This is a genomic window from Saccharothrix sp. S26 (assembly GCF_021390395.1).
Lineage (GTDB): Bacteria > Actinomycetota > Actinomycetes > Mycobacteriales > Pseudonocardiaceae > Actinosynnema.
The window spans coordinates 14,427-33,985 of the sequence record NZ_JAJUWT010000035.1 but is presented as its reverse complement, the minus strand read 5'-3'; the positions used below and the strand labels follow the sequence as shown (position 1 = coordinate 33,985).

At 70.9% G+C, this 19,559-nt stretch carries 15 protein-coding genes; 4 read left to right on the top strand and 11 right to left on the bottom strand.

Annotated elements, in window-relative coordinates; genetic code table 11:
* Positions 1–672: 672 nt before the first annotated feature.
* The gene (locus LZG04_RS42885; protein WP_233827015.1) at positions 673–1,953 is read right to left on the bottom strand and encodes a PP2C family protein-serine/threonine phosphatase; all 1,281 of its coding nucleotides are present in this window, start codon (positions 1,951–1,953) and stop codon (positions 673–675) included.
* A gap of 198 nt (positions 1,954–2,151) precedes the next feature.
* Between LZG04_RS42885 and LZG04_RS39270 the strand changes: the two genes are divergently transcribed.
* Positions 2,152–2,910 (top strand): GAF and ANTAR domain-containing protein, encoded by a 759-nt coding sequence (locus LZG04_RS39270; RefSeq protein ID WP_233827013.1) that lies wholly within the window; start codon positions 2,152–2,154, stop codon positions 2,908–2,910.
* A gap of 308 nt (positions 2,911–3,218) precedes the next feature.
* On the top strand, positions 3,219–3,350 hold the full coding sequence (locus tag LZG04_RS42235; RefSeq protein ID WP_267938962.1) for a hypothetical protein: 132 nt from the start codon (positions 3,219–3,221) through the stop codon (positions 3,348–3,350).
* A gap of 7 nt (positions 3,351–3,357) precedes the next feature.
* Here the strand turns inward: LZG04_RS42235 and LZG04_RS39265 are convergent, their stop codons facing one another.
* Positions 3,358–3,582: a hypothetical protein gene (locus tag LZG04_RS39265; RefSeq protein WP_233827011.1), complete on the bottom strand. Its 225-nt coding sequence runs from the start codon at positions 3,580–3,582 to the stop codon at positions 3,358–3,360.
* 1,617 nt (positions 3,583–5,199) lie between these two features.
* Between LZG04_RS39265 and LZG04_RS39260 the strand changes: the two genes are divergently transcribed.
* A complete protein-coding gene (locus tag LZG04_RS39260) occupies positions 5,200–6,552 on the top strand; it encodes a hypothetical protein (RefSeq protein WP_233827009.1) in 1,353 nt (450 codons plus the stop codon).
* Between the two features lie 101 nt (positions 6,553–6,653).
* Positions 6,654–7,205, top strand: a complete 552-nt coding sequence (locus LZG04_RS39255) for a transposase (RefSeq protein WP_233827007.1) — start codon at positions 6,654–6,656, stop codon at positions 7,203–7,205.
* A 100-nt stretch (positions 7,206–7,305) separates the two neighbouring features.
* Here LZG04_RS39255 and leuD read toward each other — a convergent pair whose 3' ends face one another.
* The 9 genes from leuD to LZG04_RS39210 form a co-directional block, all read right to left on the bottom strand.
* Positions 7,306–7,899, bottom strand: a complete 594-nt coding sequence (leuD, locus tag LZG04_RS39250; protein WP_233827005.1) for a 3-isopropylmalate dehydratase small subunit — start codon at positions 7,897–7,899, stop codon at positions 7,306–7,308.
* Positions 7,900–7,904: 5 nt separating this feature from the next.
* On the bottom strand, positions 7,905–9,329 hold the full coding sequence (leuC, locus tag LZG04_RS39245) for a 3-isopropylmalate dehydratase large subunit (protein WP_233827003.1): 1,425 nt from the start codon (positions 9,327–9,329) through the stop codon (positions 7,905–7,907).
* A gap of 206 nt (positions 9,330–9,535) precedes the next feature.
* Positions 9,536–10,567 (bottom strand): 3-isopropylmalate dehydrogenase, encoded by a 1,032-nt coding sequence (locus LZG04_RS39240; RefSeq protein WP_233827077.1) that lies wholly within the window; start codon positions 10,565–10,567, stop codon positions 9,536–9,538.
* A gap of 219 nt (positions 10,568–10,786) precedes the next feature.
* Complete coding sequence (locus LZG04_RS39235; RefSeq protein WP_233827001.1) at positions 10,787–12,511, bottom strand: 2-isopropylmalate synthase; 1,725 nt, start codon at positions 12,509–12,511, stop codon at positions 10,787–10,789.
* Positions 12,512–12,725: 214 nt separating this feature from the next.
* Positions 12,726–14,450: a long-chain fatty acid--CoA ligase gene (locus tag LZG04_RS39230; protein WP_233826999.1), complete on the bottom strand. Its 1,725-nt coding sequence runs from the start codon at positions 14,448–14,450 to the stop codon at positions 12,726–12,728.
* 686 nt (positions 14,451–15,136) lie between these two features.
* Positions 15,137–16,084 carry a DUF6114 domain-containing protein gene (locus LZG04_RS39225; RefSeq protein ID WP_233826997.1) on the bottom strand — a complete coding sequence of 316 codons (948 nt, stop codon included), beginning with the start codon at positions 16,082–16,084 and terminating at the stop codon, positions 15,137–15,139.
* A 27-nt stretch (positions 16,085–16,111) separates the two neighbouring features.
* Positions 16,112–16,720, bottom strand: a complete 609-nt coding sequence (locus tag LZG04_RS39220; protein ID WP_233826996.1) for a DUF6230 family protein — start codon at positions 16,718–16,720, stop codon at positions 16,112–16,114.
* 254 nt (positions 16,721–16,974) lie between these two features.
* A complete protein-coding gene (locus LZG04_RS39215; RefSeq protein ID WP_233826994.1) occupies positions 16,975–18,636 on the bottom strand; it encodes an FAD-binding dehydrogenase in 1,662 nt (553 codons plus the stop codon).
* Positions 18,633–19,532, bottom strand: coding sequence for an alpha/beta fold hydrolase (locus LZG04_RS39210; protein WP_233826992.1), 900 nt, complete (start codon positions 19,530–19,532; stop codon positions 18,633–18,635). Before LZG04_RS39210 ends, LZG04_RS39215 begins: the two co-directional genes overlap by 4 nt.
* Between the last annotated feature and the right edge of the window lie 27 nt (positions 19,533–19,559).

Genomic DNA, 19,559 nt, shown 5'->3' with positions numbered 1-19,559 from the left:
CGATGCAGATTTATTCGTCGGAATCGAATTCCGTGATCGCGGGAAATATTCCACCTGACACAACAGCCCGCATCGGCGATCTCCGGCATGGATGTCGGATCCAGTTTTTTCGAGTCCTCCACACCCGCGCGGACGTGGCCGCCAGGCTGCCGCTCAGCGCAGGCGGGGCCATGCCGGATTTCTCGCGGACCGCGGCGCACCCCCCGCCGTGAGGCGCCTCGTACTGCTGCGGGGTATCCGAACTCTGCACCGGCATGCTGAGCTGCGACGATCGCGCATGCTGGATCCAGTTCGAACTTCCGCTTGCGCCGCAGCGACAGCTCCTTGAGCCGCACGCCGCGCCCGCACCGTCGGCAGCGACGCCTTCGCCGGACCGGCCTCCGACCCGTTTCGGAGCCGCAGCGGGACGATCGGGCGGGCTTGGCACGATTCATCGGCACCACGATCGTCGCGATCGACGGTGTCGACTTCGAGGCCCTACATCCGGGTTCTGCTCGCTCCTCACGAAGGCGGGCGAGTCGCCGTCATCACCGACGACGACCCCACGGCTCCCGGTGATCGACGCATAGCGTTGACCAAGCTCGCGGTCGAACTGGGGGCCGAGGACCGGCTCAAGGTCTTCGTGGCACACCCGAGTTCACCGTGCGACAGCGGCTGCCGATTCCGCTTGCTTCAGGCCGACTCGTTCTCGTTGTCGCGCGCGGGTGAGGCGGTGTCGATGTCAGCGCCGTTGTCGGCTTGGCGCTCGGTGCGGCCGGTGCCGTGCCAGTCCAGGCAGAGCACGGTGGCGTCGTCCTGGAGGTGATCGCCGCAGGCGTGCCGCACCGCTCTGGTCACCGCCCGCACCACTTCCCGGGGGTGCAGCCCTTCGGTGTCGCGGATCAACGCGGGCAGGTCGAGGTCGGCGGCGTCGCGTTCGAACATGCCGTCGGTGATCAGCACCAGCCGGTCGCCGGGCCGCAGGTCCAGCCGCTGCGCCCGGTACTCGTGCGGCGCGACGCCGAACAGCAGGTCGACCTCCAGCTCGACCGACTCCACCACGCCGTCGCGCAGCCGCAGCGGCGGGGGATGGCCCGCGTTGACCAGTTCACCTGTGCCGCTGTTCAGGTCCACGCGCAGCAGCAACCCGGTCGCCAGCGACCCGCCGGCGTGGTCCAGCATCGCCTGGTTGGCCTGTCGCGCCTGCCCGGTCAGGTCACGGCCCGCCCGACGCGCCCCGCGCAGCGCGCCGACCAACAGGGTCGCGGTCAGCGCCGAGGCCACGTCGTGACCGACGGCATCGGTCATCGACAGGTGCAGGGTTTCCCGGTCCAGGGCGTAGTCGTACGTGTCGCCGCCGATGTCGTCGGCGGGCACCAGGGCTCCGGCGACGGTGAACTGACCCGCCTCGCAGCAGGACGCCGAGGGCAACAACTGGTGCTGGATCTCCGCGGCCAGGCTCATCGTCGTGGTGCGGCGACCGGTGTGGTAGAGGTCGGTGAAGCGGCGGTCGGTGAGGATGACGTAGGCCAGCGCGTGCGCGGCCTCCCCCAACTGCACCAGCACGTCCTCGTCGAGGCTGGGCACGGTCACCTCCAGCACACCGACGCAGTCGCCTCGATTGGTCACCGGCAGCACCACCCGCACCCCGTCACCGTCCTGCTCCCGCCACGGCCGCTGGCTGCGCAGGACCTCTTCGTACGCGCTGCCCCGCAGGTCGACACGCTCCGCGTCGCGCCCGTCCGGGTCCAGCGAGGTCGACGTCAGCCGCACCAACTGCTCGTCGACGAGGTCGGTCAGCAGGTACGACACGTCGAAGGCCCCGAAACGCTTCGCCAGGTCACGGGCGACGACCTCGACCGACTCCCCCGGCGGCGCGCTCTCCGCCGCCGCGAGCACGTCACCGGTTCCCACCACGCCACCGTCCACGGCGACCTCCGACCACTCGGTGGTCCACCCAACCACACCGCCCACGTGCCCGGACACAACGAGGCCATCGCGCTTGCGGTCGGTGCGCTCCCGACCGGATCCGCCGCAGGGCGGGGCACGTGGCCCGGGGCGGTGCGTTATGTTGACCCGCCTGGAGGGTGTTCAGCAGTGCAGCATCCCGGTTCCCAGCTCCGCCCGGCCTCACCGCCGTCGCGCGGAGCGCGGCTGTCGAGAGGTGCACCGATGACACGTGACCAGGACGTCTCCGTCCGGACACTCGCTTCCGAGTTGACCGAGATGGGCAGGCTGGTGGAAGACGAGGAGCACGAAGCGGTCGGGCTCCGGTTCACCGAACACCTGGTCCGCACAGTCCCGGGCTGCGACCTGGCGTTCCTCGCGGTGGACCGCGAGGGCGTGGTCGACGTGGTCGCGTCCACCGACCACCCGCCGCTCGACCTCGCTGTGGACGAGGAAGGCCCGGTCCGCGAGGTGCTGCGCTACCGCGAACCGCGCCGCCTGGGCGACACCGCGCAGGACCACCGCTGGTCGCGGTTCGCGTCACGCCTGGCCGTGCACGGCCACCGCAGCTGCCTCGTGCTGCCCCTGCCCACCCGGCACTCCCCCAACGCCGCGGCGGTGCTGCTGTCCAGGGAACCCCACCGGTTCAACGACCACTCCTACGACATCATCCTGCTGATCACCCTGCACGCCGGCACCGCCCTCGACAACATCCAGGTGCTGCACCACAGCAAGCAGCTGGTGGAGCACCTGACCACGGCACTGGACACCCGCCACACCATCGGCCTGGCCCAAGGCCTGCTGATGCGCCACTTCGCCCACGACACCGACCAGAGCTTCACCCTGCTGCGCCAGGCCTCCCAGCGCACCAACCGCAAGCTGCGCGACATCGCCCACGACCTGGTGGCCGCCCACGAGCGCGGCGAACTCGACGAAGCACTGGCCCGGCACCGCATCCCCGGACCCGACGGCGTTCTGATGTGACCGGATCGGCGGAGGTGGCCGACGGTCGATTGTGCGGCCCCTCGTCAGGCACGTACTGTCGTTGTCGGCGCATCCTCACCGATCCGCCGCGGAGCGCCGAAACGGGTTGAACAGCAGCTCGGTTGCCGGTTCTCGTAGGTGCTGACGAGAGGCACCCACGCTCGACACCACCGGGATCGCGACGGTCGACACCACCCACCACCGCGACGTCCCCGTCGTGATCGTGACCGGGGAGGTCGACTCGACCTCTGTCGACCCCGTGCGGGCCCAGCTGCTCGACCAGCTCGTCCGCCGTCCGCGCGGAGCACGTGGGCACGGCCCTCGTCGTCGTGGCGCACCACCGCGCGGTGCTGCTGCCGATGCGGATCACCGGGCTGGACCGGGTGATGGCCGTGCACGCCACGGTCGACCAGGCGGTCACCGCGGTGCTGTCGCGCTGACCACCGGTCAGCCGCCGGCGGGCGGCGGCGCGGAACAGGACGCCTCCGCCCACACCGTCTTGCCCCGTTCGTGGAACTCGACGCTCCAGGCCACGCCCAGGTACGCCACCAGCACCATGCCCCGTCCGCGGTGCTCACCCAACGTCGACGTGCCCACCACCACCTCACCGCGGGCCGCGTCGTCGACCTCGACCCGCACCGAGCACGGCTCCGACGACCGGCGCAGCCGCACTCGACGCGCTCGTGTTCCACCTCCTCCCCGGGAGGCAGAACACGAAAGACGGTCATGATGAGCAACCCTCGACGCGGGCGCGGGTAACGCCGGTGCGGCTGCCGGGACGGCGCGGGCAGGCAGCTCGGTGCCCGCTGCCCCGCTGCTCGCCCCCCGCGACGCCACCGCTACCCGCACGCCACCGTCCACCCTCCGCACCGCGCCCCGTGGATGTAGGCCGCGCGGCAGTATGAGCGGTTCCTGGTCGAACTGTGCCGCAGCCGGGCCGCCGGACGCCGTCGGCTGGGCCGAGACCTGGAGCGCCTGCCGGAAGTCCTGGCCCCACAGGTCGGCAGAGGCGAGAACTCATTGATGGAGTTCCGTCAGCTTCTTCGTGGTCCGATCGAGGAGCTGCGGCTCTGGCGCCTCTCGTCCCCGAGCGGGAGCGGCCCTCGTCGTCGATACGAAAGGCGAAAGCGTTCCGTCCGAATACCACACCGGTTGGCGTGTCCTTGATGGCCGCAGCACCCGCCTGGCCCTTCACCGTCATCGCCAGGGGTAGTGATGGTGCCGCTGCGGGTGATCCCCGACGGCACGCCGTCAGCGCGAAAAGCTGTACCCCTGGGGGCAGCACGGTCGCTGTCCGGGTGTACGGGGCGGTGCCATCGGTGGCCTGGAATCGAACCGAGGCGCTTTCGGCCGGCGGATACGACCTGGGATCAGCGCCCGGCCGCCGCACGGCCCACCGCAACCGTCCGTCAGGGTGCGGTAAGCGTGACAGGACGGCCGCCGTGGCTAGTGCACGACTCGATGTGCGCCTGCTCGCGTGGTGGCCATCGGGGAGGCATGGAGCGAATGGGGGCGCACGGGTGCCTCCGCGGGTCACCACAGGTTGCGAATGGGCAGGCGCATTGAGGTGACGTGAGGTCATGGGTTCGCTCCAGACTGTGACCAGCCGTGCGGCACGCGCCTCGGTTCCGGAAGGCCCCGCGACGCCCGGCGGGTCTGGATACGCCGCTGAGCAGGCCCTATGAGCTGGGGTTCGCGGTGCGTGCGGATGACGACGCCGGGGCCGGCTGCGATACCCCCGCTCGTGCGGCGCATTCGTACTTCCGGGCAACCGGTCCTCCGACGGCCCAATCCACTCCTCGTCGAGTACAAGTGGCAGCGCATTAGCGCATAGTGCGGAAACCTCTCACGTTCACCCCATCGGCTTATATCCACACACCGCTTCCGGGCGCTTAGCATGGCTTATCCGTTGTCCGCAGCTCATGCTCCGCGTCCACGCCGGGCACAGTCGGACAAAAGATAAGGGGGTGCGCGCACAAGAGGGCTCTTCGCGCACAGTCGCCTTGTTCACCTCAAGGGAACGTTGAGCACCGACTCGACCGCAGTGGCACTCCGATGGTGGCCGCGCCCGCTGCCTGACGCCCAAGCAGGTCGGAGCCATCTCCGACCTTCACGCAAGCCTGCGCGGCCGCGTGCGGGGATTCCCTCCGGAATGCACGACGGCGCGACGTCGACACCTCCGCCCACACTCCACCGTTGACGCCGCGACCGCTCTCCGCACAGGCGGACACGCCGGACCTCGGTGCCGGTGCCGGGGTTCCGCTGCGAACGAGAAGGAGACGTGACCGCATGGGCGTGCGACAGCTCGCCAAGCGAGGGGTGAACGAACGGCTGCAAGCCGTGATGCACGAAGCGGGGTGCTCCAACACCGGACTCGCCCGCCGGGTCAATGTGTGCGGCGCCGAACAAGGACTGAACCTGCGCTACGACAAGACGTCGGTGTCCCGCTGGCTACGAGGGCAGCAGCCACGTGGGCGCACACCGGCGGTCATCGCGCAGGCACTGGGCCGCAAGCTGGGCCGAGTGGTGACGGTCGACGAGATCGGCCTGGCTCCCGAGCCGGGCACGGCACCGACTGCGGGCCTGCGGTACGAGCCCGTCCTGGAGGTGGCCTTGCGGGAGGCGCGCGACCTGTGGCGTGCGGATGCGGTCCACACCGTCGCGTCGGCGGGCGAAGGGCTGCCGACTTCCGTGCTCGTGCAGCCCAGCCGGGACTGGTTGATCACGGATCCGGACCCGACCGTCGTTTCTCCCGGCCCGTTCGCCGTCCGCACGGCGGACATCACGGTCGCGCGGGCGACGGCGGCGGCGTTCGCCGACCTCGACCACCGCTTCGGCAGCGGCACCATCCGTCCCTCCGTGGTCCACTACCTCGACGACGTCGTCTCCGGTCTCCTCGTGGGTTCCCGTGACGACGTCATCGGGCGGCAACTGCTGGGCATCGCGGCGCGACTCACCGAACTCGCCGGGTACATGGCGGTCGACACCGGCCAACCCGGTCTCGCGCAGCGCTACTACATCCAGGCCCTGCGCCTGTCCCACGCGGCGGATGACCACAGCATCGGCGCCTACGTGCTGGCGTCCGGGATGAGCCGCGGGGCGCTGCTGCTCGGCAGTCCACGCGAAGCCGTCCAGCTCGCCCGCGTGGCGCGGCAGGGAGCCAGGAGCCGCGGCGCCCGGACGGCGGAAGCCGTCTGCCACGCGGCTGAAGCCCGCGGCCACGCGCTCCTGGGGGACGCGGATGCCTCCGACCGGGCTGTCGAGAACGCGGTCGAGGCACTCGCACAGGCGGGTCCCGACGAGAAGCCGGAGTGGGGCGCGCATGTCGACCGGTCCTACCTGGCCGAGGAACAAGCCCGCTGCCTGCAGGACCTGGACCGGCCCGCCCCTGCCGCGCAGTGGGCGCTCGAAGCTCTCCGGGGTTGTCCTGCCGGCCGGGCGCGGCGCCGGGCACTGCGGCTCCTGCTGGTGGCCTCGACGCAGTTGCGACTGGGAGAGGTCGCCCCGAGCTGCGAGACCGCCGAACAGGCAGCCGAGATCATCGGCAGCCTGCACTCGACCCAGTGCTCCGAGGGCTTGAAGGAGTTCTGCGGTCGCCTCGAGGCGTCGGGTCACAGGGATGAAGCGCTCGCCCTGCTCTGACGACCAGGCGGGATGGGCACTTCCGCCGCACGCGGGGTGCGGTCGACCGGGTGTCGTCGTCGACCACGACCGGTGCGAGGCGGTCGTGGTCGGCGTGCGCGGTGACAGCGCGGGTGCACGGGGTGCCGGTGGTGCACGCCCGCTCACCGAAGGCGTGGCAGGACGCCGGTCGCACGTACCTCGCCCGCGGGCTCCCGCCGCAGACCAGTGAGCCGGTGTGCTGGGGCCGTGCCCGTGCCACGCTGTTCGACATGGGCACGAATTTGTCACGGCGCTTGGTCCCCGACCCCTTTTGGAACCTGGTCTCTCCCCTGACCCCCAGGTTCGTCCTGCGACCGCAGGGTGGTGGCACCGTGCCGCTCGAGGAGCGCACCGTCTTCACGGCCGTGGTGTTCGTCCTGACGAGTGGCTGCGCCTGGCATCGCCTGCCGTCCCTCTTCGCGGTGTCACCGGCGACAGCTCACCGGCGTTTCGCCGCGTGGACGGAGTCCGGGTTGTGGATGCGGCTGCGGCAGGCGTTGCGAGAGGCCCCCGAGTTCGGCAACGAGGGGACGTGGGCGACGGCGGTCGTGGATGCCGCGGTCTCCCGTGGCTCACCCATCCCCGCCGACCGACCCGGGGAACCGGGCGAGGCCGGCGTCGTCTCCCAGTGATCCACCCGGCCCGGGCGAGGTTACCCGCACCCGGTGCCCGACAGTCGAGCTGGTCCGGGACGAGGCCACCCCGCCGCGGCACGGGAAGCACCCGCGCTGGTCACCGAAGGAGGGTGCGGGGTCTGTGCGAGGGGCGTCGTGCCTCGTACTCCGCAATGTCGGATTCGTGTTCCAGCGTGAGGCTGATGTCGTCCAAGCCCCGCAGCAAGCGCCACCGGGCGTTGTCGTCGAGGTCGAAACCAGCCGTGATCCCCTCGGCGCGAACCTGGCGGTCGAGCAGGTCCACGGTGACCTCGGCCGAGGGGTCGGCCTCTGTCAGCTCCCAGAGCCGCTCGACGGTCTCCTGCGGCAGCATCACGGTCAGCAGTCCGTTCTTGAGGGAGTTGCCGCGGAAGATGTCGGCGAAGCGGGGGGAGATGACGGCCTTGAAGCCGTAGTTCTGCAGCGCCCAGACGGCGTGCTCGCGCGAGGAGCCGGTGCCGAAGTCCGCACCGGCCACCAGTACGGTGGCGCCTTGGCGGACGGGCTGGTTGAGGATGAACCGCGGGTCCTTGCGCCAAGCGTCGAAGAGCCCGTCCTCGAAGCCGTCCCGGGTGACCTTCTTCAGCCAGTGGGCGGGGATGATCTGGTCGGTGTCGACGTTGCTCCGGCGCAACGGGACAACCCGACCGGTGTGCGTGGTGAAGGCTTCCATGGTGCTCAGGCTCCGACCGTCGTGGGGAGTTCGGGCAGGTCGGCGGGCGAGGCCAGGTGGCCCAGGACCGCGCTGGTGGCCGCCACCTGCGGGGACACCAGGTGGGTGCGGCCACCCTTGCCCTGCCTGCCCTCGAAGTTGCGGTTGGACGTGGACGCGGCGCGCTCGCCGGGGGCCAGCTGGTCGGGGTTCATGCCCAGGCACATCGAGCAGCCCGCGTGGCGCCACTCGGCGCCGGCGGCGGTGAACACCTCGTCCAGCCCTTCCTCGACGGCTTGGAGCGCGACGCGCACCGACCCGGGCACGACCAGCATCCGCACCCCGTCGGCCACCGCGCGACCCCGGAGCACGGCGGCCGCGGCGCGCAGGTCCTCGATCCGGCCGTTGGTGCAGGAGCCGAGGAAGACGGTGTCCACCGCGATCTCCCGCAGCGGCTGACCGGCTGTCAGGCCCATGTACTCCAGCGCCTTCTCGGCCGCCAGCCTCTCACCGGGGTCGGAGAAGACCGCCGGGTCGGGGACGGAACCCGACAGCGGAGCGCCCTGCCCCGGGTTGGTGCCCCAGGTGACGAACGGGGAGAGGGCCGAGGCGTCGATGACGACCTCGCGGTCGAAGGTCGCGCCGTCGTCGGTGCGCAGGGCGCGCCAGTCGGCTACGGCGGCATCCCAGTCGGGGCCCTCGGGGGCGTGCGGGCGGCCCTTGAGGTAGGCGAAGGTCGTCTCGTCCGGGGCGATCATGCCCGCCCGTGCGCCCGCCTCGATGGACATGTTGCACACGGTCATCCGGGCCTCCATCGAGAGCTTCTCGATGGCCGGGCCGCGGTACTCGATGACGTGGCCCTGGCCGCCGCTGGTACCGATCCTGGTGATCACGGCGAGGATCAGGTCCTTCGCCGTGACGCCGGGGGGCAGTTCGCCTTCGACCGTGACGGCCATGGTCCGGAACGGGGACATCGGCAGCGTCTGGCTGGCCAGGACGTGTTCGACTTGGCTGGTGCCGATGCCGAAGGCGAGGGCGCCGAACGCGCCGTGGGTCGAGGTGTGGCTGTCGCCGCACACCACGGTCATCCCGGGCTGGGTCAACCCCAGCTGTGGCCCCACCACGTGGACTATGCCCTGCTCGACGTCGCCCAGCGGGTGCAGCCGGACCCCGAATTCCGCGCAGTTCTTCCGCAGCGTCTCCAGCTGAACGCGGGAGACCGGGTCGGCGATCGGCTTGTCGATGTCGATCGTGGGGGTGTTGTGGTCCTCGGTGGCGATGGTGAGGTCGGTGCGCCGGACGCGCCGACCGGCCTTGCGGAGCCCGTCGAACGCCTGCGGGCAGGTCACCTCGTGCAGCAGGTGCAGATCGATGAAGAGCAGGTCCGGTTCGCCTTCGGCGTGCCGGACGACGTGGTCGTCCCAGACCTTCTGCGCCAATGTCCTGGCCATGAACTTCCCTCCGAGCGAATGGATGGCACCGGAGCCGGGGTGGCGCCGGTTTCACGTTGTGCCCGCGGCGGGCCGGACGGCCCCGCACGGGACGTCGAGTGCATGTGCCACGTGACTCGTCCGCCGCGCCAGGACGTGACCGCCGGAGCTCCGGCCACGGCGCCCTGATGCCCGGTGCGGGCCGGGGCGGCGGTCGACAAGGCCGCTCAGCCTGCCAGGCGCGCGGCGAGCGCGTCGCCGATCTGCTCGGTGCCGCGGGGTGTGGCCGGGTCGCGCTCGGCGAGGTCGGCGGCGACGGCGGCCTCGATCCGCTCCGCCTCCCGGTCGTGGCCCAGGTGGCGCAGCAGCAGGGCGACCGACAGGACCGTCGCGGTGGGGTCGGCCACGCCGGTGCCCGCGATGTCCGGGGCGGACCCGTGGACCGGTTCGAACATCGAGGGGTGGGTGCCTGAGGGGTTGAGGTTGCCGCTGGCGGCGAGGCCGATGCCGCCGGTGACGGCCGCGGCCAGGTCGGTGAGGATGTCACCGAAGAGGTTGTCGGTGACGATCACGTCGAACCGCTCGGGCCGGGTGACGAAGAAGATCGTGGCTGCGTCGACGTGCAGGTAGTCGGTGGCGATGTCGGGGTGCTCGTCGGCGACCGCGTCGAAGGTGTTCTTCCACAGGTTGCCGGCGTGCACGAGCACGTTGTCCTTGTGCACCAGCGTCAGCTTCCGGCGTAGCCGGACCTCGGCGAGCTCGAAGGCGTACCGGATCACCCGCTCCACCCCGTAGGCGGTGTTGACGCTCACCTCGGTGGCCACCTCGGCGGGGGTGCCGGTGCGCAGCGCGCCGCCGTTGCCCACGTACAGGCCCTCGGTGCCCTCCCGGACTACGACGAAGTCGACGGCCGGGTTGCCGGCCAGCGGGCCGACGGTGTTCGGGTGCAGCTTGCCGGGGCGCAGGTTCACGTAGTGGTCGAAGGCGAAGCGCAGCTTGAGCAGCAGGCCGCGTTCCAGGACGCCGGACGGGACGGAGGGGTCGCCGATGGCGCCGAGCAGGATCGCGTCGTGCTGCCCGAGCGACTCCAGTTCGGCGTCGGGCAGGATCTCCCCGGTGGCGTGCCAGCGCCGGGCGCCGAGATCGAATTCGTTGGTCTCCAGCTTCACGTCCTGAGGGAGTACGGCGGCCAGTACCTTCAGCCCTTCCGCCACCACCTCCGGACCGATGCCGTCACCGGGGATCACCGCGAGGCGAATGCTGCGACTGCGAGGCATGGCGCCTGTCTCCTTCATGCTGATGTGTGGTTCCCGGCTCCCGGGCGTGCTCCCCGGGCCGGGACGGGCCGGTCTCCCGTCGGGAGCCGGCCCGCTGTGCCGTGGACTGGAGCGGACCGCTACCGCCTGCCTCCCGGTCCGTGAGTGGCCGCGGACTGCGGCCCGTGGACTCCGCGCACGGCCGGAGTGGGCGTCGGGAACTCAGGCCACCGGCTCCTTGGTGGCTGCGGCCCGCACGGCGTGCGGTGCGGAGCGCTTCTCGTCCAGTGCCCGCCGGGCGACGGCCAGCGCGGCCCTTCGCACCGCTTCCGCCTCCTCCTCGTCGATGCCCACGCCCCACAGGGGAACCCCGTCCAGGGCGGCCTCGCAGAAGGCGGCGTACCCGGCACGCCCCTTGAGCGGCTCCGAGGTGACGCCTTGGACCGCGCCGGGGATCTCCTGGGCGGTGAACGCCCGGGACACCGGGTTCTTCCAGTCCCCCGGCGTCCAGCCGGCGGTGGAGATCCCCAGCGCGCCCGCCGTCCCCGCGTGGGACTCCGTGCCCGGGGCCACGTACCGCTCCGAGAAGATCTCCCACAACTCCTCCGCGCCGACCTCGCCACCCCGCTGCTCGCAGAACTGCTGCATGACGTGGGCGAAGTCGATCTGCAACGGCCTGGGGAGGGCCAGCCCCTGCGTGTCGAGCAACAGGTGGGCGATGCCACCCTTGCCGGACTGGGTGTTGATGCGGATCAGCGCCTGGTAGCTGCGCCCGATGTCGCGGGGGTCGACGGCGAGGTAGGGCACGTCCCAGACGGCATCCGGGTCCCCCTCCTCCTCGCGGGCCTTGAGGCCCTTGGCGATGGCGTCCTGGTGCGTGCCCGCGAATGAGGTGTAGACGAACTCTCCCACCCAGGGGTGGCGGGCGGAGACCGGGAGCTGGTTGCACTCCTCGACCACGGAGCGGACGCCGTCCAGGTCGCGCAGGTCGAGCATGGGGTCGATGCCCTGGGAGAAGAGGTTCATCGCCAGGGTGGGCAGGCACACGTTGCCCGTGCGCTCGCCGTTGCCGAACAAGCAGCCCTCGACCCGGTCGACGCCGGCGAGGATGGCCAGTTCGGATGCCGCGACGGCGCTACCGCGATCGTTGTGCGGGTGCAGGGTGACGATGGTCCGGTCCCGGTGCGCCAGGTGCCGGCACGTGTACTCGATGCGGTCCGCCAACTCGTGCGGGGGGAAGCACTCCACCGTCACGGGCAGGGCGATCCGGAGGGTGTGGTCGGTGCGGGGAGCGCAGTACTCCTGCACCGCGTTGCAGATCTCCACGCCGAAGTCGGGCTCGGTCTGGCTCCAGGACTCCGGCACGTAGGACAGGTAGAGCTCGGTCTCCCGCAGCTCCTCCTGCAGGTGCACGGCGTGCCGGGTGCCCTTGAGCGCCAACGCCACGGTTTCCTCGCGGCTGGAGTGGAAGACCACCCGCCGCTGCGCGACGGAGGTCGGGTTGATGTACTGCAGGATCGCCCTGCGGGCTCCGCGCACCGCGTCGACGCTCCGGTCGATGGCGTCGGTCCGCATGGAGCAGAGGACCTGGATGATGACGTCGTCGGGGATGGAGTCCGTCTCGATCAGGTGGCGCACGAAGTCGTAGTCGTCCTGGGACGAGGCCGGGTAGCCCACCTCGATCTCCTTGAACCCCATGGACACCAGGAGGTCGAACATGACGCGCTTGCGGGCGACGTCCATCGGCTCCAGCAGGGCCTGGTTGCCGTCGCGCAGGTCCACGCTGCCCCACAGGGGCGCGCGGGTGAGCCGACGACCGGGCCAGGTGCGGTCGTCGAGCCCGATCGGCTGGTAGGGGGCGTACTTGTGCACGGGCATCCCGCTGGGGGTCTGCGCGCCCATGTCCCGGGCGCGGAAGGCGCGGTGCCGCTGTGGTGAAAGGTTCATCTCTCCCTCTGTCCTCTAGCTTCGTGGTGGCGTGCCCCGCCGGTGCGGTCGAGGGTCCGGCGTGAGGACGCGATGTGCTTCCGAGCGGGTCGCGGGCAGGAGATCGCCCTCGTACCCTGGAGAGCGGGATTGTGGCGGGCGCATGGATTGCTGTCCTCAGTGGACTGACTTTCGTCGCCCACGGCCCCACCCGCGGTGGGGAGAGCGGCGGGCGTCACCTGCCGATGAGTCCCGGCCGCCTGGCGGCGGGCCGGCCGCCGTGGTGCCTGCCGAGCTGCACGACGGGGAGGAGACCGCCTGCGTACTGGTCCCGGATGGCCCGCTTGTCGTACTTGCCCACCGAGGTCTTGGGCACCGCCGGCAGGATCGCCCAGCGCTCGGGCACCATCCACGCGTCGATGCGCTCGGCCAGGAAGTCGCGCAGCTCCGCCAGTTCCGTGCCGTTGTGGCGCAACGACACGGCGGCCAGCGGACGTTCGCCCCAGTGGTCGTCGGGCACCGCTATCACCGCAGCGTCGATCACCGCGGAGTGCTCCATCAGCGTGGTTTCCAGTCGTACGCTGGAGATGAACTCGCCGCCGGACTTGATGACGTCCTTCACCCGGTCGGTCAACCTGAGGTAGCCGTCCTCGGTGATCGTCCCGACGTCGCCGGTCCTCAGCCAGCCGTCCGCGGCGAAGTTCTCCGCCGGCCGCTCCAGGGGAACCCCGTCGGCCCCGCGGTAGGCGGAGGTCACATCGGGGCCGCGCAGCTGGAGCTCTCCGGTGGCCACGCCGTCGTGGGGTACCGGTGCGCCGTCCTGGCCGACGAGCCGGAACTCCACCGATGGCGGGAACCGACCCTGGCTGACGCGGTAGGCCCACTCCTCGTCGGCTCCCGTTCCCCGGGGTGGCACCGCCGCGCTGACCAGCCCCATGGTCTCGGTCATCCCCCAGCCGTGCAGGAGCTCGACGGAGTGCCGGTCCCGGTAGGCGGCCATCAGCGCGGGCGGACAGGCGGAACCACCAACGTAGGCCCGCGTCAGGCTCGCGGTGTCGTACGTGCGGGCGTCGAGTTCCTCCAAGAGGGAGGACCACACGGTGGGGACGGCGGCGCCGAAGGTGGGCCGCCCCTCTTCGATCATGCGAGCCAGCGACGCGGCTTGGGCGAAGCGGTCGGGCAACAGCAGCTCCGCACCGGTGAAGAACGCCGCGTGCGGGATGCCCCAACCGTTCACGTGGAACATGGGTGCGATCGCCAAGAGGGTGTCGCGAGGGCTGATGCCGTAGTGGCTGGGCGCAACCACCTGGAAGCAGTGCAGGTACGTCGAGCGGTGGCTGTAGACCACCCCCTTGGGCTTCCCGGTGGTGCCGGTGGTGTAGCAGATCGTCGCCGCCGCGCGCTCGTCCAGCCGGTCCTCCCAGGGGTAGTCGTCGGGGCAGCCGCTGATCAGCTGCTCGTAGTCGTGCACCTCACCGGTGAATCCGGAAAGCGCCTCACGACCTCCGCCACCGGCGACGACGACGTGCCGCACCGTCCCCGACAACCGCGCGAGCACGGGGGCGAGCAACTCCGTCAGGCTCGCGTCCACGACGATCACCTCGTCACCGGCATGACCGATGACGTAGGCCAGCTGGTCCGGGTCCATGCGCCAGTTCAGCGTGTGCAGCACGGCGCCCATCGCGGGAACCGCGAGGAAGAGCTCGAGGTGGCGGGCGTTGTTCCACATGAAGGTGCCGATGGCGCTCTGTTCGCTCTGCGCCCGTGCACCGGGGCGCACACCCAGCCGGTCGCGGAGCGCGTGCGCCAGACGGGCCGAGCGCTCGCCGACTTCCGCGTAGCTCCTCCTGTCGAACCCGTTCCCGTTCCAGGTGGCCACGTCGGAAGAAGCGTGGACCGTGGTGCCGTACCGCAGGATGCGGGCGATGGTCAGCGGAGCGTCCGGCATCGTGCTGTGCATTGAGTGCCTCCGGGATCGGATTCCTGCGTCAGGGGCGGCGGCTCTGCCAACGATGCGGCCCGTGGCACGAAGCTATGCTCGTGCTCTCTTGGGTCGCAACCGGTGCGGTGGTCTCATGTGGCTGCTCGCCAGGGGGGTCGGATCCGGTGCGGACGGCACTACACCACCCGTCCCGGCAGTTCAGCGCCGCCGATGCCGGCCCCGTCCGACCTTCCCTACCGGCGCCGGCGCGCGGAGGAGCGGGGGCGAGGTGATCAGCGCTCGGATCACCCCACCTGGACCCGGCTTCCACCCAGCCTCCACATGAGACGAGGAACGGTTATCGCATTGACGGTGTGCGAGGGGTATCGCGGAGCCGCTCTTCGCAACCCCTGTGCGCCCAGTACGCGTCGCGCGACGAAAACCACTCGCTGACAACGGGATCACCTGTCGGTGCGCAGTGGGCACCACTATGCTCGTCCTTCCGGTCAGGCATGGCTTCGACTCGTGCCGACGGGGTCCGCCAATGCCGACGGGGTGGGTGGCCCGGACGTCTCGTCCAGGCCACCCACCCCGTCCCTGCGCGTGATTCGGTTGATCGAGCCCGGTACGAGCCGAAGTCCGGCTGTTCCCGGTCCTCGCCCTCGGTCGGCCACCTACGCCGAGGCCGTCCGCCGACCGGAGCGCGGCGCCGGTCGGAGGGCCGGTCAGGTGATGGTGATCTTCGCGGCGGAGATGGTCAGGCGGGCGTGCCTGAGGTCGGTGTTGACCACGGTTACGTCGGTGAAGGTGAGGCTGGGCAGCACCAGCGGCGGAGGGTGGTCGGGGGTGAAGTCGACGGGGAGGCCGACGAGGCCGAGCACGCTCAGGGTTCCCTTCAACCGCAGGGTGAGCAGCTCGACCGGCTGACCGGTGGCGGTCGAGACGCTCCCGGGTGGTGCGGTGATCCGACCCAGGTGGCCGTCGACCAGCTCGCTCACCTGGACCAGGCTGGTGATGTCGATGCGGTCGACGGTGAACCTGAGCACCTCGACCGTCGCGCCACCCACTCTCGTGGTGCTCACGCCGTGGTACTGCAACCCGGTCAGGTGCAGGGCGGTGGCCGTCAGCACCCACACCCGTCCGGACGGAACAGCGGTGGTGGTGGCGGAGGAAGCCGACGGGGAAGCGGCCGGTGCACCGACCACCGCGCCGACGAGGAGGACCGCCACCCCGGTGAGTCGGGCCCGTGACGGGCCCGACCCGCCTTCCTGGTCATCATCCCCCTCGTCGGCGGTCGGCGGCGCCCAGGAAACGGCCAACGCCCCGCCTACGAGCCCCAGCGCGGTGCCCACCAGGAATCCTCCGAGGTTGCTGCTGACCAGCGCGACCAGCGACACGAGGATCGCGGTGACACCGGCCGCCACCCGGTACTGCGGCCTGCTCCACAACGACACCGCGCAGATCAGGAGCAGAGCGCCGATCAGCAGCGCCGACATCCCGCCCATGGTCCTGATCGAGAGCACCACGTCACCCAGCCGGAACGAGGCGTACGGCGGAAGTCCTACCGCGACGGAGGCGGGCAGCAGGAACATCCCGGCCCCGAAGGGCCGGCGCCGTCGCCAGCCCTGGAACGCCCGCCATCCGGCCTTGACCCGCCCGAGCACGCCGCTCACCGGGACGACCTGTGGCCGTGGGCGGACTCAGAAGCATTCATTCTTGCCACTCCTCAGCGACAGCGCGAGGTTCTTCAGCCGCAAGGTCTGGGCGTTGGTGCTCCAAGCCGTCTGCCGCAGTTGGCCGATGGTCGCGTGGCCGGCCTGCAACCCGAACGATCCCGCCCTGCCCTTCGCCGCGTCCGGCCCCTTGGACAACAGGGCGGCGTCGATGCCGATCTGGGTGTCGGTCAGGAGGAGGTCGCCGGTGAGCGAGGAGATGCCGATGATGATGTCCGTGGCTTCCATTCCGCCGGGCCCACCCGAAGCGAGCACCAGGGTGATGTCCCCGACCATGGGGACCTGCGGCAAGAACACCGACTGGCAGAAGTTGTCCAGCGTGGCCTTGCGGAAGGCGCCCACCGCGACGGGGTGGGCTCCACCGGTGCCCTGGTCGACATCACCGTATTGGACGAAACCTTCGCCCACCAGCCTGTCGGCACTGATCTTGAACGTGCCACCGGACACCGTGAACGACGCCGCGAGTGCTCCCCGCGACAGTCCTGTGAGCAGCAGCGCCGCTCCGGCGAGCCCCAATCCGAGGATCCCGGCGAACCGGGCCCACCGCGTTCTTCCCCGCGATTGCGAGCGCTTCATGTCCCTGTCCTTCCCTCGGTCGCCCGGTCGTCGGGCGAGAATCGCGTCCGCGGCGCGGGTCGTGACGGCGTCACGGCCCCGTCGACCCGGGCGAGGTGCCGCTCGCCGGGCCGCCGCTCGGACGGTGGAGAGGTGCGGTGCCACCGGCGGCGGCGTCACCGTGCTGCCGGGCTGCTCCGAGCTGTCCGGGGACATCGCGCCGGAAGCGGCGGTCGACCGGTCCGTGCCCCCGGGACGCGGAGGTCATCGGTGGCTCATGCCAGCCTCCGGTGGATCGCGCGCCCGGCGACCCGGCCGGTGAAGATGCACCCGCCGAGGAATCCGCCTTCAAGGGCGTGGTAGCCGTGCATTCCCCCGCCGCCGAACCCGGCCGTCTCACCGGCCGCGTACAAGCCGTCGACGACGGACCCGTCCGGGCGCACCACCTGCGAGTCGAGGTCGGTCTGCACCCCGCCCAAGGTCTTGCGGGTGAACATATTCAGCCGGATCCCGTACAGCGGCCCGTGCGCGGGGTCGAGCAGCCGGTGCGGGCCGGCGGTGCGCATCACCCGTTCAACCTGGTACTCGCGCACGTTGCGCACCGACATCAGCTGCAGGTCCTTCGAGTACTCGTTACGCACCTGCAAGTCGCGCGTCCGGGCCTCGTGCTCCACGCGCGCGAGGTCCAGCGGTGCCCTGGGGGTGAGCGCGTTCATCGCCTCCACGAGCGCGGGCAACTCCCGGCGGACCACGACGTCCTCGCCCCGTTCGAGGAAGTCGCGCACCGGCTTCATCAGGCTCTTCTTCAACCGCAACAGCAGCAGTGCGTGGTTCTTGTCGGTCAGGTCGGGGTTCTCGGCGGACCCCGACATCTCGAACTCCTTGTCCAGCATCGTCCGGGTCATGATGAGCCAGGAGTGGGAGTGGCCGGTCTGCCCCAGGTGTCGCAGCACGTTCCCCGAGGTGTGGCCCGGGAACAGCGGCGGCGGTAGACGCCGCCCTGTCGGGTCCAGCCACAGGGCCGAGGGTCCGGGCACGAAGTGCGCCGCGTGGCGGGGCCAGACCGGGCTGTGGTGCCTGAGGCCCTCGGAGTAGTGCCACATCCGGTCCAGGTTGACCACCGAGCCGCCGGCGCGCGCGGTGATCTCCAGCATCCGCCCGTCGACGTGCGCCGGCACGCCGACGAGCATCGACTCCGGGAAGGGTCCGAGGCGGCCGGTCGGCCAGTTGGTGCGGACCAGGTCGAGGTTCCCGCCCATGCCGCCCGAGGTGACGAGCACCGCTTGCGCCCGCAGGTCGAACGCACCGACTTCCCGCCGGGTGGAGGGAGCGCCGCGCGGCGCGTCCGAAGGCGCCAGCAGCGCACCGCGCACACCGACCGCGGTTCCACCTTCCACGATGATCTCATCGACCCGGTGCCGGTGCTTGAAGGTCACCGACCCGCGCGCGGAGGCTTCCAGCACGGGGTCGCGGAAGACCCGCACGACCTCAGGGCCGCAACCCCAGGCGACGTGCGCCCGGGGCACGGAGTTGCCGGGACCGGCCGCGATGCCGGCGCCGCGCTCGAACCAGCCGACGTTGGGCATCAGGGTCAGCCCGAGCCCGCGCAGGTAGTCGCGCTTGCCGCCGGCGGCGAAGGCCAGGTACGACTCGGCCCAGGCGCGAGCCCAGTGGTCCTCGTGATCGCGGTCGAAGGCCGCTGTGCACAGCCAGTCGGACCGCGCCAGTTCCAGCGAGTCCTTGATGCACAGCCGCCGTTGCTCCGGGCTGTCCACCAGGAACAGGGCGCCCTGCGCCCAATGCGCCTGCCCGCCGAGGTTCGCTTCGTTCTCCTGCTCGACCACGAGCACCCGCCGTCCGAACCTGGCCAGCTCGAAGGTCGCGACGAGGCCCGCCAACCCGGCACCGACGACGATGACGTCCGCCATGTCGCTCATGACAACCACTCCCCGCGGGCCTGGTCGTCGCTCACCTCGGCGAGGAACCGCCGGACCACCCGGACCAGCTCTTCAGGGGCCTCCGCCGGCAGGAAGTGGCTGGCGTGGGGGACCAGGACCAGCCGTCCGCGGCGCAGTCTCCGGCGAGCCGCGATGCCCTGCCAGAAGGGCAGCTGCCGGTCCTGCAGGCCCCAGGCGACCAGAGTCGGCATCGGCAACTCGCCCAACCGGCCCAGAACGGGGTCGCGCTGCCCGAACAACCCGACCGCGGCGCGTTGCGCGCGCAGGCTCGTCTCCAGCGCCACCGGCGTGGAGAGGACCCGTGCCTGGCTCGACCACCAGGCCCGGTGGATGCGCCATGGCCGGAACGATCCGAACAGCGCCACCACCGCGGCGTGCAACCAGGGGCCTCCCGGCAGCACCGGGACCAGCCACACCGTCAGATCTCCCAGCGGGGTGACGGACTGCAGGATCGCGAGCGGGTTGATGGCGCGTCCCAGATCGGCGGAGCCGACCAGGACCAGCGCCGGCACCCCACTCGGCTGTTCCAGAGCAGCGCGGATCGCCACCGCTCCTCCCAACGAGTGCCCGATGAGCACGGGTCGCCGCAAGCCCAGGGCCCGGACGAATCGCCACACGAACGCCGCCAACGCCGCAGCGGACGTGTCGGTGATCGGCTCGGTGTAGCCATAGCCCGGCAGATCGATTGCGACCGCCCGGTACCGGCCCGCCAGGCCTTGGACGACGTCGTACCACTCCTCGGCCACGGAGCCCTCGCCCGGGATCAACAGGACGGGAGGGCCGGTGCCGGCCTCCAGGTAGCGGGTGGCCGTACCGTCCACGTCGATCCAGTGCTCCTCGATCTCCAGCGTTCGCTCAGCGGTGGAGGCGGTCATGGCGGTTCCCTAAAGTCGATGTTGTTC

Excerpts from the sequence above, each read along its gene's own strand:
- LZG04_RS39220 (WP_233826996.1), bottom strand. The coding sequence starts at position 16,720 with ATGAAGCGCTCGCAATCGCGGGGAAGAACGCGGTGGGCCCGGTTCGCC.
- LZG04_RS39230 (WP_233826999.1), bottom strand. The coding sequence starts at position 14,450 with ATGCACAGCACGATGCCGGACGCTCCGCTGACCATCGCCCGCATCCTG.
- LZG04_RS39260 (WP_233827009.1), top strand. The coding sequence starts at position 5,200 with ATGGGCGTGCGACAGCTCGCCAAGCGAGGGGTGAACGAACGGCTGCAA.
- LZG04_RS39215 (WP_233826994.1), bottom strand. The coding sequence starts at position 18,636 with ATGAGCGACATGGCGGACGTCATCGTCGTCGGTGCCGGGTTGGCGGGC.
- LZG04_RS39235 (WP_233827001.1), bottom strand. The coding sequence starts at position 12,511 with ATGAACCTTTCACCACAGCGGCACCGCGCCTTCCGCGCCCGGGACATG.
- LZG04_RS39210 (WP_233826992.1), bottom strand. The coding sequence starts at position 19,532 with ATGACCGCCTCCACCGCTGAGCGAACGCTGGAGATCGAGGAGCACTGG.
- LZG04_RS39270 (WP_233827013.1), top strand. The coding sequence starts at position 2,152 with ATGACACGTGACCAGGACGTCTCCGTCCGGACACTCGCTTCCGAGTTG.
- leuD (WP_233827005.1), bottom strand. The coding sequence starts at position 7,899 with ATGGAAGCCTTCACCACGCACACCGGTCGGGTTGTCCCGTTGCGCCGG.
- leuC (WP_233827003.1), bottom strand. The coding sequence starts at position 9,329 with ATGGCCAGGACATTGGCGCAGAAGGTCTGGGACGACCACGTCGTCCGG.